Origin of the sequence: Bacteroides gallinarum DSM 18171 = JCM 13658, from assembly GCF_000374365.1 — a bacterium.
Taxonomy (GTDB): domain Bacteria; phylum Bacteroidota; class Bacteroidia; order Bacteroidales; family Bacteroidaceae; genus Bacteroides; species Bacteroides gallinarum.
The window spans coordinates 157682-170146 of sequence record NZ_KB894115.1; the positions used below are offsets into that span (position 1 = coordinate 157682).

Annotated in this window: 18 protein-coding genes; 3 read left to right on the top strand and 15 right to left on the bottom strand. The window is 51.9% G+C overall.

Annotated elements, in window-relative coordinates:
- The first annotated feature begins 1 nt into the window (after position 1).
- On the top strand, positions 2-418 hold the full coding sequence (locus tag C233_RS0100685) for a hypothetical protein (protein ID WP_009316573.1): 417 nt from the start codon (positions 2-4) through the stop codon (positions 416-418).
- On the opposite strand, the gene C233_RS0100690 is transcribed toward C233_RS0100685, so the two are convergent.
- From C233_RS0100690 to C233_RS0100700, 3 genes are read right to left on the bottom strand one after another with little or no spacing between them, the layout of a single operon-like run.
- Positions 402-797, bottom strand: a complete 396-nt coding sequence (locus tag C233_RS0100690) for a hypothetical protein (RefSeq protein WP_018665652.1) — start codon at positions 795-797, stop codon at positions 402-404. The genes C233_RS0100685 and C233_RS0100690 overlap by 17 nt on opposite strands.
- A gap of 4 nt (positions 798-801) precedes the next feature.
- The gene (locus C233_RS0100695) at positions 802-1083 is read right to left on the bottom strand and encodes an Imm17 family immunity protein (RefSeq protein WP_009316572.1); all 282 of its coding nucleotides are present in this window, start codon (positions 1081-1083) and stop codon (positions 802-804) included.
- 10 nt (positions 1084-1093) lie between these two features.
- On the bottom strand, positions 1094-1702 hold the full coding sequence (locus C233_RS0100700; RefSeq protein WP_009316571.1) for a DUF4948 family protein: 609 nt from the start codon (positions 1700-1702) through the stop codon (positions 1094-1096).
- A gap of 135 nt (positions 1703-1837) precedes the next feature.
- Between C233_RS0100700 and C233_RS0100705 the strand changes: the two genes are divergently transcribed.
- A complete protein-coding gene (locus C233_RS0100705; protein ID WP_009316570.1) occupies positions 1838-2233 on the top strand; it encodes a hypothetical protein in 396 nt (131 codons plus the stop codon).
- Between the two features lie 50 nt (positions 2234-2283).
- Positions 2284-2634: a WG repeat-containing protein gene (locus C233_RS0100710; RefSeq protein WP_009316569.1), complete on the top strand. Its 351-nt coding sequence runs from the start codon at positions 2284-2286 to the stop codon at positions 2632-2634.
- A gap of 553 nt (positions 2635-3187) precedes the next feature.
- Here C233_RS0100710 and C233_RS0100715 read toward each other — a convergent pair.
- From C233_RS0100715 to C233_RS0100770, 12 genes are read right to left on the bottom strand one after another with little or no spacing between them, the layout of a single operon-like run.
- Positions 3188-3781 carry a DUF6549 family protein gene (locus C233_RS0100715; RefSeq protein ID WP_008860767.1) on the bottom strand — a complete coding sequence of 198 codons (594 nt, stop codon included), beginning with the start codon at positions 3779-3781 and terminating at the stop codon, positions 3188-3190.
- The gene (locus C233_RS0100720; protein WP_008860768.1) at positions 3774-3980 is read right to left on the bottom strand and encodes a hypothetical protein; all 207 of its coding nucleotides are present in this window, start codon (positions 3978-3980) and stop codon (positions 3774-3776) included. Before C233_RS0100720 ends, C233_RS0100715 begins: the two co-directional genes overlap by 8 nt.
- Positions 3981-4002: 22 nt before the next feature.
- Entirely contained in the window at positions 4003-4302 is a 300-nt protein-coding gene (locus C233_RS0100725) for a hypothetical protein (RefSeq protein WP_004322861.1), read from the bottom strand.
- Positions 4303-4305: 3 nt separating this feature from the next.
- Entirely contained in the window at positions 4306-4464 is a 159-nt protein-coding gene (locus C233_RS24360) for a hypothetical protein (RefSeq protein WP_008860769.1), read from the bottom strand.
- Positions 4445-4966 carry a hypothetical protein gene (locus C233_RS0100735; RefSeq protein ID WP_009316566.1) on the bottom strand — a complete coding sequence of 174 codons (522 nt, stop codon included), beginning with the start codon at positions 4964-4966 and terminating at the stop codon, positions 4445-4447. Before C233_RS0100735 ends, C233_RS24360 begins: the two co-directional genes overlap by 20 nt.
- Complete coding sequence (locus C233_RS0100740; protein ID WP_009316565.1) at positions 4935-5294, bottom strand: hypothetical protein; 360 nt, start codon at positions 5292-5294, stop codon at positions 4935-4937. Before C233_RS0100740 ends, C233_RS0100735 begins: the two co-directional genes overlap by 32 nt.
- The gene (locus C233_RS0100745) at positions 5291-6058 is read right to left on the bottom strand and encodes a 3'-5' exonuclease (RefSeq protein WP_008860772.1); all 768 of its coding nucleotides are present in this window, start codon (positions 6056-6058) and stop codon (positions 5291-5293) included. The genes C233_RS0100740 and C233_RS0100745 overlap by 4 nt, the downstream gene beginning before the upstream one ends.
- A 6-nt stretch (positions 6059-6064) precedes the next feature.
- The gene (locus tag C233_RS0100750) at positions 6065-8242 is read right to left on the bottom strand and encodes a helix-hairpin-helix domain-containing protein (protein WP_009316564.1); all 2178 of its coding nucleotides are present in this window, start codon (positions 8240-8242) and stop codon (positions 6065-6067) included.
- The gene (locus C233_RS0100755; protein WP_004322855.1) at positions 8239-8781 is read right to left on the bottom strand and encodes an HNH endonuclease; all 543 of its coding nucleotides are present in this window, start codon (positions 8779-8781) and stop codon (positions 8239-8241) included. The genes C233_RS0100750 and C233_RS0100755 overlap by 4 nt, the downstream gene beginning before the upstream one ends.
- A complete protein-coding gene (locus C233_RS0100760) occupies positions 8774-9541 on the bottom strand; it encodes a DNA-methyltransferase (protein WP_009316563.1) in 768 nt (255 codons plus the stop codon). Before C233_RS0100760 ends, C233_RS0100755 begins: the two co-directional genes overlap by 8 nt.
- On the bottom strand, positions 9507-11264 hold the full coding sequence (locus C233_RS0100765) for a PHP domain-containing protein (RefSeq protein WP_004293558.1): 1758 nt from the start codon (positions 11262-11264) through the stop codon (positions 9507-9509). The genes C233_RS0100760 and C233_RS0100765 overlap by 35 nt, the downstream gene beginning before the upstream one ends.
- Positions 11261-12301, bottom strand: a complete 1041-nt coding sequence (locus C233_RS0100770) for a toprim domain-containing protein (protein ID WP_004293559.1) — start codon at positions 12299-12301, stop codon at positions 11261-11263. Before C233_RS0100770 ends, C233_RS0100765 begins: the two co-directional genes overlap by 4 nt.
- Between the last annotated feature and the right edge of the window lie 164 nt (positions 12302-12465).

The following is a 12465-nucleotide window of genomic DNA, read 5'->3' on the forward strand; positions in this document are numbered from 1 at the left end:
TATGAAAAGAGCAGAAACAGGAAGACCTCATTTATTTCGCTTGATTGCGATGATACATAAAACCGCATACATCCTTGCCTACGATATGCTGCGAAGGAAAGGGGGGCATGATTGGGTGGAGCGTCGGGCTGGTGGGATAATTGGACTTCCCTATCTCTCATTAATTTTGGTGGCATTACTTACGCTAAAAGACGACCCGAATAACGGTCAGAAAATAGTTACCGGCATATTGATCGGATGGGCGGTTGTCGCAGCATGGTGCATCTCCGGATTTCAGTTCAAACCTTCTGATTGGAGAATGGAAATCCGAGAAGAACTTGATTTGCGTCCTCTATATTGGAAAAAGGCGATAGAGGTGTACTATGCCGTTGTCATTGCAGTGGCGGTAGTGGCAGGCATTGTCATGCCCAATGTATAAATCCGAAGTGAAACATTAGTGGGAAATTCGCTACGGTCAGGGCGATGACGATAAGGACTATTTTGGCGAGCTTCCTGCCGGAGTGTTTCATCTTTCCGTAATATTTACGGAGCGCTTCACGCCGCCCGGCTGTGTAACGGAGCTGGCAAAATAAGTCGGGAAGAAAGCAAAGAATCATTACTATGGCAAAAGCAATTATCCAACTGAAAAGGCGAAATAGTAGCGGTATTCCAAGCGGTATGGTTATGGCAAACAGCCAGCATAGGAAAAGCAACATTCTCCCATTGAGATTGTTATGCTCTCGCTCGCTCCATTTTTCGGCTACATACCACATATAGTCGATGAAGCAGAACCGGTATTTGCGATTGTCCTTATCCATGCTCTCACCTCCATACAAAGAAATCGACCAATATGAGGATAATCAGAACGCTGACCAGCACTATCTTAATCCGTCGGCGTGTTTCGGGTTTGCAATCATCAAAGAACCATAGCTTTCCATGAAACTGCCACTCACATGCCCATTTCCAACGGAACAGCAACCCTGCAAGCCATAGGGCAAGCAACCCGACACCAAACAGCAACCCGTATTTAGGGTGAGCCTGCAACCACTCGAAAAACGCTTCCGCCTTGCTGTTCATAGCTTCGTATATATCGGTAACTTTCATTGCATAATTATCATTTGTCATACCATAATTCAATATACCAATCGCCCTCAATGTGTCTTGATGCCATACCGCCCGGTGCATCCGGATCATTCCTAACAAGCTCAATCAGGTCGTTCAGTTCCCAATTGACCGCATAGGTTGAGTCCTCCGCGAACCTGTAAGCATACTGCTTGTCCACACTCGGCCCGACAGACCAACCGGCAGAATAGTAAATGATAGAGATGCTTGGAACAATGGTGTCGGGCAGTTCCTCAATGGGAGGAATTGAGCTAAAATCGCCATGTTCAATCTGCCACAAAGTATGCCGGCTTTTGAAATACAATCTCCTACCACCCACCGATGCAAGCAGGGAATCAAGACGCGTGCATTTTTCATTGCCAAGACTTGACAAACACAATGAATCCGTTGCGCTCCCGATTGGATAGAACGGAGGGTAAATGTCGCCATACGGGCAATTCAACAGAATTTCGGTTATTTCATTAAACGCATCTTCATGGGCATAGAAATTATGAATCATATCCTCGTCAGACGGAGGATTGAAACCTCTGTTGCCACACCCTACGGCAATGAAAGCCACTACAGTTGCCGACAATAATACTTGCAGAAATCTACTCGCCATAGCCGATAATCGTGATTCCGAACGCAAAAATAATGTTTTTCGTCCACTCAATCACCACGTTATGCCGAAAAACAATGTGCCGGATGCTCTTTGTCTGCCGTAAAAACAGTATTTTTGTAAAAATGGAAATCAGCTATGGCTTTCAAACGGAAATATAAGTTCAGCATAATAGACCACCTGTATTATGCGGGTCGCATACGACGCATCCACAACAGGTGGTCTATGCCGTTGGATGCTATCTTCTTGTGGGTTTTCGCTGTTGTCCCTTCGCTTCTTATAATAAGATTCCTATACTGGGTAATACCGTTGTGGCTGCCGTCAGCTTTGTCTGTCGGCTTGGTCTGGGCAGCAGTAGAGGTGTATTCAAAGATTGAAAAGAAGTACTTTACCAAAGCGCGGGAGCGTGCCTATTACCGCCTTTATCCTGAAAGAAAGGATAAAAACTATTTCTGGCTTCAGTTACTATTGCCGCTTGGTCTGTTTCTGATTAATTTGGGCATAGCCTATTGGCTTTTCTTTGTGTATCAATGAGCGGGAAGAATGGTAATAGTTTATGGTTCTGATATTTTAAAATTTAGACAATGAGCAAAATTCCAACGATAATTGTGATAATGTTATTATGCGGTTGCAGTTCCATGAAACACTACGGCGTGTTTCAATGTGACAATGGCAACGATTATGTCAGCGAGGGATTGTACCGTATCGTGGACAAGCGAGGGCGTATCGGGTACGCGGACGAAAGCGGCAGGACGGTCATCAAGCCCCGCTTCGCCTTCGGCTTCCCATTCGAGAACGGCAAGGCAAAAGTAACCGACAAGGGAGAAATGAAAGAAGTGCCGGGTTCGGACGGAGAATACCACTATTGGAAAAGCGACGAATGGTATTACATCGACAAGAAAGGGAATAGAAGTGAAGAAAACAGACAACAATAGTCTTACTTGAGAGACTTGAAAATGCCGCAAGGGAAACCGATTTGGGTTTATGGATGAACGAGACAATACATGCGTCAGATACATAGATATTTATCGTTTCGAAACACGGACGGGAGCTTGAAAGGCTTTCTAAAAACATCCCTGCTGTGCGATGATGCTTCTCAAACGGGACAAGTTTTCTGCTAGGGCAGTCTTCACGGAGAGCAGGTAATTCCTGCGCCCCCCCTTCCGTGCCGGAATCCATCACGATCTCGGAAATGCCGGCATCCCATTCCGAGGGAAAAAGCTTGTAGCCGGTATGTACTTGTCTTGCCAGACGGTTGTGAATCACTTGATAGTAGAGCGAGCCTTCCTTCATCTCGACGGAAGAGGCACGGAATTTAACTTTTATTGTTGCCATGAATATATCTGTTATTTAATTTTTCACCTGAAAACTAATCCCGGGGAAACCATTGCATGAATATTCATCTGCCTTTAACACATCTAAAAGCAAAAAGTCCCTTGGCGCACCGGCGTCACAGGAACTTTTCACATATAAAAGACACATGTTCTTTCACTGTATGCGTATATATTCCGAATACCTGATTTCCACATACGGGTTGTCACTGGAAATGGACTGATGGATAGCCTTTACACGCTTCCAGAACCACCATCCCTTGTATTCTACCCAAACCGCCTGATTGAGGGTTACCGGAACTTTGATGTCGCCTTTGAGCCGTTTGTTCTCGATCAACCCGGTAAGTTGGATATACGGTGTAACCATCTCCACCTTCTGCCGCAGCAGTGGAACGGTATCACGGATAATGAGCGTGTCACGGATGGCGGCATCTATCGGGGCTTTCACTTCGACTTCATGCCGTGCAGCCACTTCGAGGTTCCTGATTTTCACGCCTAGCCTTTCGATGGTCTCGGCATCCTTGGCACGGAACTCTTTATACTCATCTATAGTCAGCCGCAATGCCTTGGCATCGAGGACCATCGTCGCTGAATCGATCTGCATCCGCTTCACATCGGAAAGCAGTGCGGTGCTGTTCATGCGGAATCGGTCGCGTTCTTCCGTGAGGCGTATTGTCCGCCGGTGCTGCAGCCAGAGGATGCTACAGAGCAGCAACACCGTTGCCAGAAGTATTCTGTTTAATCTACTCATATGATACTGATTCTTCGGGGATGAACCACAGAAATTCATCCATATAGATTTCTTCCAACAATACAAGGCCGCCCCGGTTCTTTTTTCGGTTCTGCGGGAGGTCTTCAACGACCAGTCCACGGCGACCGACCAGTTCGTCCAACCTCATTTCGGAGAGTTCAGGCGAAGCGATGATGGTAACGTATGCATTCTTTTTCATAACTGGTCTTTCCATGATGTTTTTACTTGTGCGTTCCCTGACATTTGAGAAGTTCACGGATATCGGCACGGATTTCGTGCAGGTCATTCTGTACCGTGTTGAGCTGCATCATGGTTGCCTCGAACACGGACTTGTCCAGCTTCATGGCGTTGATACGGTCATACTGGTTCTTGATTTCCACTTCCAAACCGATACATTTGGTTTCCAGTTCTGCAATTTGGGCGGTGTTGTTGACATGCTGTATGTACAGTGTCAGCGAGAACGAGAGTACCACGACAATGATCTTGAAGTACTTCATTACAAATTCTTTGAGTTGTTCCATATCTTATTCCATTAAAAGTGAGAATGCGTCCCTGATAGCCCTCAGCAGAGTCTCGGCTGCCGCACTATCCCGGAACCCATAGATGACAAGCGCGATCATCATCGCCAGATAGACCCACCAGGCGATTTCTTCCTTAGTGATTTTACGTTTCCGCTTCGCCATCTTTTACAGGATTTTGGGGTACGATTACATTGAAGATAACATTGCCGTCGCTGCCTTCGATACGCAGGCGGTTCTCCTCCTTGTGCCTGATGGGGAAGATATCCATCAGCGCCTTGGCGGCATTGACCGACACGGCCCTGAGCGGTGCCGGAGAGAGCGGCACACCGAAACGGTCTGTATAGTCCGAAGTGGCCGTCTCGTCCATGATTGCCTTGAGAGTCTCGGTCACCTGCAGCTTTACAGCCATCGTCTCCATCTCGAACCGTTCCGAGGAGAGCAATGCCTTGATATGTGCCAGCACATGCGGTTTGTTCATCAGGTAATTGGCCGAAGCATACGGGTTCTTCACCGTATCCTCACCGAATACCTCCACAAAGCATTTTTTCGGCCGTCCGGCATATTCCAGCCCGCCGTTCACATAGAGGTTGCAGAATTGCAGCTCCTGCTCCGTGAGCGGTTTCTCTTCCGGCCTATCCTGCGTGTTCGTTATCTTGTCTGACATCGGTTCTTCCTTCCTTTTCTGAAAGAGTAGCGGGTTTGTATCCCGGAGGTTTTACAAAATCCGCCTTTTCATTGAGCAACTGCTCCATTAATGCGTCATAGAATACCTGGGCCAACGCATCGGCACACGCCTCCGCATCCGCTAGCGAGTTGATGAGCCGCAGGTTGAACTTGATTTCCAGGTCGTAGCCCGATATGAACGCCATCAGTTCGTTCCCGTCATAGCCCAGCGCCCCGTAGGTCATCCGGTCCGCCGTACGGAATGTAATGGTCTCGGGAATCTGTTCCCGGTCAATGCCTTGGGCTTCCTTATTCGTGTCCATACTCATATCTTGAAATATTTACGGGTTTTCTCTTTCTTCTGTGTAGCGATTGCCGCCCCTTCCGTCTGGCGCAGACGGGAGGTATAGACCCCCAGGATGTCAAGCGTGGCCGTCACATCCGCAGCCGCATCGTGGGCATCGTCCAGTTCCACCCCCAATTTTGAGGCTACCAGTTCCAGTTTATACGAAGTAACCTCCGGATCAGCGGCAAAAGCCAACCGTCCCATGACAAGCGTGTCGATGTAGTGCGGCTGGAAGTTGCCGTAATAGTCCTTGGTACCGGAAAAGGTCTTTTCAAACTCGGCGGCCAGTCCGGCATAGTTCATCAGCTGTTGCAGGAATCCGATATCGAAAGCGATGTTCTGTCCGACCAGCACGGGCTTGCACTGATAGCCCTTCGAGAGGGTGCTGCGTTTGGCGAAGGCGATGACTTCTCCGGCGACTTTCTTCATGTCCACACCCTGTGTGCGCAGCATCTCCATGGTAATGGCGGAATAGTCCAATGCCGTCTGTTCGTACTTCATCGGGACATATTCCGGTTCTTTCGCCTGTTCATGGCGGGTACGCAACACCTTGCGTCGGGGAAGCCCCGCGTCCTGTTTCCCGTAGGGGGCGATATACGCCTGATAGCGGTCGAATACCTGCCATGTGTCGAAACGGACGGCTTGCAGGGCGATCTGTGTACAGGCGCATTCACGGCAGTCCAGCCCTCCGGTCTCGAAGTCCAGCCCGATGCCTACATATATCTTCTGTTCTGTCTTGGGTGCCATATCTTTTCAGGATTGAATGAATAACAATGAGTTCCTATAGGTCTGTAATGTATTGCATCCGTTGTAGTCGCTGTAACGGATGACGGCAGTGAGGATGACCACCCGGTCTTTGAGCGACTGGATCACGGTGTGGTGTTCCATGTAATAGTCGTTCCAGCATACACATTCCGCCAGACGGTTGTTCTGGGAGAGTGTCAGCTTGGCGAAACGCTTCCGGCTTCCCGTCTCCCTGTCCTTGTAGGTATGTTCGGTTACATCCACCACCGTGGCGCAGACAGTCGCACGCCTGCCGTCGTTCTCGTCCCGTGCCACCTCGTCCAGGGTCAGGTAAGAGGCTTTTCCCTTGACCTGCCTGCGGGCTTCCGAATTGTTGAAGATGCGGCGATAATCGATGCTGCCTATGCCCGACACGGCAATCTGCTGCTGCGACCAGAAGAAATGCCGCCCGCGCATGTCCTGCGGGAAGTCTTTTTCAGAAAGGGAGAATCCCAGTTCCCGTGCTGCGCGTTCGAGCAGCGCGCAGCGTTCGGTAACCGCCCCGACTTTTTCGATACGGTCGAAGCATCCGGCAAGGATCATGTGCTTGACATGCCGGGCGTTCACGGGGACTTTCACGGCCTCTTCCGCGTTGTCGGGGTCGTCCCAGTAACTGTATTTCTTGAGTTTGTAACGGAATATGCGGTGGATGAAGTTCTCGATACCGGTATATGCCCCGCCCCGGTCGCGTTCCGTGACGATGTATTCCACTGTCTTGACACCGACCTGTTTGATACGGGTAAGCGACCAGAAGATTTCATCGGTGGCATAGTCGGTGAAGAACTCCGTCCCGGAGCGGTTGATGTCCGGCGGCACGATCTTGGCCGACGAGCAGCGTTCCATCTCCGCCATCAACGAAGGAATCTCCTTGTCGTCCGCCCATTGCAATGCCACCGTGTAGAATGCCGAGGGGTAATTGGCCTTGAGCCATGCCCCGCAATAGGCTGTAAGGGCGTATGCCGCGGCATGGGAACGGTTGAACGAATATTTCCCGGCTACCTCTATCTTGTGCCAGATTTCCTCCGCCTCATAGTCCGGGCATCCGTTCCCGACGGCTCCGGCAATGAAATCCGCCTTCAGCGTGGCCATCAGGTCGGCTTTCTTCTTTCCTATGGCCTTGCGCAGATAGTCGGTCTTCCCGAGGTCGAATCCCCCGAGCGTATGAGCAACGGACATGAACTGCTCCTGGTAGACCATGATTCCGAAAGTGTTCTTCGTTGCTTCATAACAGCCGTAGTTATAGACCGGGGCCACTTCGCCACGCCTGAAACGGACATAATCATCGGTGGCACCGATGTCGAGTGTGGCGGGACGGTACAGGGCATTGATGGCGATCAGGTCCTCGATACACTCCGGCTGTACATCCTGGATAAACCGGGTAATGCCCGGCGAAGAGAACTGGAACACATTCTGCGTGTTGCCGTCCGAGAGCAGTCGGTAGGTCTTCCCGTCTTCCAGCATATCCTGCGTAATACGCCCGATAGTAAGTTCCTGCCCGAAATTCCGGTTGACCAACGCGATGACGGCACTCAGTTTGGCAAGTTCCTTTGTCGCCAGCACATCCTCCTTCAACAATCCGATCTCATCGACCGAATAGCCGTCGAACTCCGATACCAGTGCCCCGTCCATCTTACGGACCGGCAGGAAATCGAAGCATTCGGCGGGCCTGCCGTCCCGCGTGTCCGGTGTGACAACGATGGCCGAGGCGTGTATGGAGGCCGCTTTGGGCTGTCCGAGCAATCCTTGCACGTCCTCGATGACCAGCGGATAGGTCTGGATAAAGTCCCGAAGTTTTCTGTTGAAGGCAGCCTGTCTGAACAGTCCTGTCCAGTCCGTGCCGTCATCTATCATGGCGGTAATATAGTTCACGATGGAGTGAGGCACGCGGTGTACGCGTGCCACGTCCTTCAAGGCGGCTTTCAGTTTCATCGTGGTAAAGGTGCCGGCGGAAAAGACACGCTGGCGGCCGTCCGCGTTGTACCGTTCTTCCAGGTAATCCTTGATCTCCTGCCGCCGGTCGGAGGCATAGTCGACATCTATGTCCGGCAGCGAAGCGTGGCCGCCTTCTGTCAGTCCTTTGTCCACAAAGGCATCCATGACCGTCAGCGGTCCGTCTGCTTTCCTGATTCTTATATGTGTTACTTTCATCTGATATATTTCTTGTATCGTATTATCGCGCTTACCGTCTGGCGGCTGACACCGTACTGTTTTGCCAGGCTGTTCTGGGAAGCCTGGCCGGAGGAATACCTCACCCGTATCTCTTCCGCCTGCCCGTTGGTCAGTTTGGCGTTCACGCTTTTCTCGCCGTAATCCCGTTTGAGGCCACCCGCTATGGCATGTTCCATATTCCGCTGGTGCGTACACATTTCCAGGTTATCCGCACGGTTGTTGTCGCGGTTCCCGTCGATATGGTTCACCTCCAGTCCCGGATTCCAGTCGGGCAGGAAGTGCTGTGCCACCAGACGGTGCACGGAGAACTTCTTTCCGACACCGCCCTTGTAGAGTCGGACACAGTCATAGAGCGAAGTCGTCCCACACCAATGACACATGATACGTTCGGGTTGTGTCCAGGTGATACCGTCATGCGAAACTTGCCGTTCCAGACTCTTGACACGCCCGAGGTTGCTGATCTTGTACTTTCCTTCATAGTTCTTGATATCCACCCAGATTTCCCGGGTGTCAGCCATGGGTTATACGGTTTAGTGCTGTCTGAAAAATTCCCAGGTCTATCTCCACGCCGATGAACCGGCGTCCCGTATTCCGGCAGGCCACGGCTGTACTGCCGCTGCCCATCGCAAAGTCGAGGACGATGTCTCCTTCGTCGGTGTAGGTGCGTATCAGGTATTCCAGCAGGGCGACAGGTTTCTGTGTCGCGTGCAGGCAGGAGAGCTGCTTGTCCGTCTTGAATTTCAGCACACTGCGCGGATAGCGTTCCGTGGATATGTAATCCCGGAAATTATCGTGCTTCCGGTATATCTCGCCGGCATCGCATTTCCGCTGATGTTCGGCCATCACGACCTTGCGCTTGTGCCCGTCCGTCTTGATCGGATGATACTTCGGCAACCTGTCGTAAAAGACCAGAATGTCCTCGTGCGCCTTCATCGGCATACGCCTGGCGTTTAGGAAGCCTGTCGCCTGCGTCTTCTCCCATACCCAGGCATACCGCAGCCTGCGGAGATTGGAGCTGCCCAGCAGGCTCGTAAAAGGATGCTGGCAGAACAGCAGTACGGGAGTGTCAGGTCTGGATATGCCCTGTACAGCATTCCACATCCCGGGGATGTCTATCACGGCGTCCCATCGACAATGTGTCGTACCGTATGGAGGGTCTGACAATACCATGTCGGCAGTGATGCCTTCTTCAGCCAGCAGGGGCAGCACATCGAGTGCATCGCCCCGGTAAAGGTCGCAACCGTCATAGGGACGGTGGTGTTCGTAGGTCGGATTCATGGGTTTCGAGTTCCTTTAGGTTCCACAAGCAATCTCGGCGGTCAAAAAGGATTTCGTCGCCACACATCAATTCATCTGCGTATATCGTCCGCTCTTCTCCGTTACGGATTACCCGCATCCGGGCATCCGTGCACAGACGGTAAGTCTTGCCTTCAGATTCCATCTCCACATAGCGTTCGCCCTTGCCGAGTGTGATGTCCGGGGCAAGCACCGTCAGTTCGTCTTTCCAGCTGAGCCCGCAGCGTTCCGGCACGAGGAAGCGCGAGAAGATAAGGTCGTATTTCAGCGGGTCGATGGAGGTTATGCCAAGCAAGTAGGAAACCAGCGAGCCCCCGGCGGAACCGCGACCTATACCAGTTGCGATGCCTCTCCGGTGCGCCTCCCGCACCATATCCCACTGCACCAGGAAATAGTCCACATTGTCGGTCGATTCAATGATATAGACTTCCTCGTCCAGCCGTTCCCGATAGCGTTCCCGCTCCGGTTCCGGCACTTTCCGGTCCAGCCCGTCGTCAAGCAGTCGGAGGAACATCGTACGGCGGTCACCATACCGTTCCCGCTCTTCCGGTCGCATACGGTATTCCGGCATGAACATTCGCCCGGTCTCGAATGAGGCGTCCGCACGTCCGGCAATCTCCACCGTGGGACGGCACATGCGCCTAAACAGGGAATCGAAGTCCCATTGCCCGGAGAACAGAGGACGGAGCGTGTCATACAATTCATCCGCTGTCTTGAAATACTGGTCATCGCTCTGTTCATGGGCGGCTCCCGTGGCAATCTTGTTCACCACGATTCTGTACCCTGCATCGTCCTTGTCCATGTAGTAGCAGTCCGGAATCAGGACTGGTTCTACTGTAAATGAATCCGTGTCGGCATCATAACAGTTGCCGAAATAATATTTCAGGGCTTCTAGTTGCTCCCTGTCGATGCGGTCCGCCTTGTATTCGTTGGCGTCGACCTGGTAATAGACCGCTTCGGCACCTTTCCGGATACGCTTCACCTGTTTGGGGTGTCCGGCCATCCAGTAGACGGAACGGATGGCGAAAACCACCACACAACCTGCGGCATACATCAGCAGCTGTTCATAGCGGAGGGTGTTGTCTTCCGAATCGACCATGACGGCCCGTTGGATGCGCAGCAGATTATGCAGCCCCTCGTTATCCAAGGCATAAATCTTCAGCCCGACACGTTCTTCTTCGTGCATCATTGTCAGCGAGTAGCCGAATATATGTTTCAGCCCGGTATTGGCGCACTCCTTCTGAAGGTTCAGCGTGGCGGCCATTGTATTGCGGTCGCAGATGCCGACAGCCGTATGCCCGAGCCATTTCGCCTTGCGGCACAAATCTTCCGGCGAGCAGCAGGCGTTCAGCAGCTCGTAGGAGGTATGGATGCCGAGGTTCACGAAAGGTACATCATGTACCGGAGGCTTGGGCCGGCCGATATATTTCAGCAGGTTGAAACGGAATTCTTCCCGCAGGTCATAGTAGTACCAGTTCCTGCCGAACGGGAAGGCCACATGGAAGATTCCTTCTTCCATCAGCACATCCGGACTTTCCATCAGGTTGAACACGAGCTTGTCCCCGTCGCCGCGGAAGATGGATTCCACTCCCGACAGGTCGGCCGTGAAAAGCCGCCCGAAGCCGGGAATATCCACCACTTCCGTATCGACCGGGATATAGGTTATCCGTTGTGCATCGAGCCATGAGAAAAGTTCCTGTATCATCTTTCCTGTACTTTTTTGAGTTTGTATTCAAGGACGGACAGCAGGCGGCAGGCGAAAATCCCGTAGATTTCCGCTTCCGTGAGTTCGTCCCAGTCTTTGGCGGCATCAGCAATGTCCGCGATGAAAACCTCGAAATAGGGTTTCAGCCGTTCAGCCGTCCGCTTTACCGACTCGACGGCATCACCATCGTAACCGATGACTACGGTTCTGACGCCTTTCGATTGCAGCTTGTAGATCTGTACATCGGATATTTTCTTTCCGAAAGTGGCCACGGCTGCGACATGGGAATTGTCATAGAGTTCGAGTCTGCGGGTCAGGGCGATGACATCGAAAATACCTTCCGCGAGGATGACCGTATCGGTTTCATCCATACGGACGGCATCGTAGTTATAAAGGAGTCTGGAAAAGTCGTTTTCCGTGGAGTTCCGGTAACGCAGGATCTTGTACCCGCCGCTATGTCTGGTCTTGCGGTTGTGGGCGTCTATATCCTCTTTCGGCCAGGTATGGCGGGAGACATAGCCGACAACCGTACAGTCATCGATGACCGGAAAGACGACATAGTCCGCGTAGCGCGGATTGAGCCTGCCGGTTATCCCGACCGGGAAATACTCGTAATCGTCGAAACAGAAGCCGCGCCGCTGCAAATACGGATGCCGGAAAGTGCGCTTGTAAAAGTCCGGCAATTCGACCGGCACCAGTTCGTCGTCTATTTCTTCCGCCTCGTCCTTCTCCAGCAGGTGCAGGTTCAACGGTGCGGCAATGTCAGCTGTCTGCAAAACCATCAGGTCCATGCGACCGATAGCCGCCAGAAGTTGCTCCAATGTACGGGTGGATGCCCCGCAGGAGAAGCAGTGGGCCATGAAAGGCCGGCGGTGGGCAGTCGCCTTGCCGATGTAGATACCGAACTTACCGCCCGACTTTCCGCAGAACGGGCAGCGCGGAACGATAAGGTTCTTACCGCTCCCGTCCCGTTTGGCACCCGTCTCGCGGGTTATCTCCGAAACCAGATATTGATATTCCTGTACCGACAGTTCCATATTAAGGTATAGTCGTGACCGCTACAGGTTGGTTTGAAATGTTTGGAAAAAGAATCCGGATTAGCCCAATAAAAATAGACCGGCAGAATCATGGAAGGTCTTTCCACCCAAAGGAAAAGAGAAATTGTCTTCCCGGCTGGACAAAAAATGACTGCTTTTGTCTA

Excerpts from the sequence above, each read along its gene's own strand:
- C233_RS0100685 (WP_009316573.1), top strand. The coding sequence starts at position 2 with ATGAAAAGAGCAGAAACAGGAAGACCTCATTTATTTCGCTTGATTGCG.
- C233_RS0100690 (WP_018665652.1), bottom strand. The coding sequence starts at position 797 with ATGGATAAGGACAATCGCAAATACCGGTTCTGCTTCATCGACTATATG.
- C233_RS0100695 (WP_009316572.1), bottom strand. The coding sequence starts at position 1,083 with ATGAAAGTTACCGATATATACGAAGCTATGAACAGCAAGGCGGAAGCG.
- C233_RS0100700 (WP_009316571.1), bottom strand. The coding sequence starts at position 1,702 with ATGGCGAGTAGATTTCTGCAAGTATTATTGTCGGCAACTGTAGTGGCT.
- C233_RS0100705 (WP_009316570.1), top strand. The coding sequence starts at position 1,838 with ATGGCTTTCAAACGGAAATATAAGTTCAGCATAATAGACCACCTGTAT.
- C233_RS0100710 (WP_009316569.1), top strand. The coding sequence starts at position 2,284 with ATGAGCAAAATTCCAACGATAATTGTGATAATGTTATTATGCGGTTGC.
- C233_RS0100715 (WP_008860767.1), bottom strand. The coding sequence starts at position 3,781 with ATGAGTAGATTAAACAGAATACTTCTGGCAACGGTGTTGCTGCTCTGT.
- C233_RS0100720 (WP_008860768.1), bottom strand. The coding sequence starts at position 3,980 with ATGAAAAAGAATGCATACGTTACCATCATCGCTTCGCCTGAACTCTCC.
- C233_RS0100725 (WP_004322861.1), bottom strand. The coding sequence starts at position 4,302 with ATGGAACAACTCAAAGAATTTGTAATGAAGTACTTCAAGATCATTGTC.
- C233_RS24360 (WP_008860769.1), bottom strand. The coding sequence starts at position 4,464 with ATGGCGAAGCGGAAACGTAAAATCACTAAGGAAGAAATCGCCTGGTGG.
- C233_RS0100735 (WP_009316566.1), bottom strand. The coding sequence starts at position 4,966 with ATGTCAGACAAGATAACGAACACGCAGGATAGGCCGGAAGAGAAACCG.
- C233_RS0100740 (WP_009316565.1), bottom strand. The coding sequence starts at position 5,294 with ATGAGTATGGACACGAATAAGGAAGCCCAAGGCATTGACCGGGAACAG.
- C233_RS0100745 (WP_008860772.1), bottom strand. The coding sequence starts at position 6,058 with ATGGCACCCAAGACAGAACAGAAGATATATGTAGGCATCGGGCTGGAC.
- C233_RS0100750 (WP_009316564.1), bottom strand. The coding sequence starts at position 8,242 with ATGAAAGTAACACATATAAGAATCAGGAAAGCAGACGGACCGCTGACG.
- C233_RS0100755 (WP_004322855.1), bottom strand. The coding sequence starts at position 8,781 with ATGGCTGACACCCGGGAAATCTGGGTGGATATCAAGAACTATGAAGGA.
- C233_RS0100760 (WP_009316563.1), bottom strand. The coding sequence starts at position 9,541 with ATGAATCCGACCTACGAACACCACCGTCCCTATGACGGTTGCGACCTT.
- C233_RS0100765 (WP_004293558.1), bottom strand. The coding sequence starts at position 11,264 with ATGATACAGGAACTTTTCTCATGGCTCGATGCACAACGGATAACCTAT.
- C233_RS0100770 (WP_004293559.1), bottom strand. The coding sequence starts at position 12,301 with ATGGAACTGTCGGTACAGGAATATCAATATCTGGTTTCGGAGATAACC.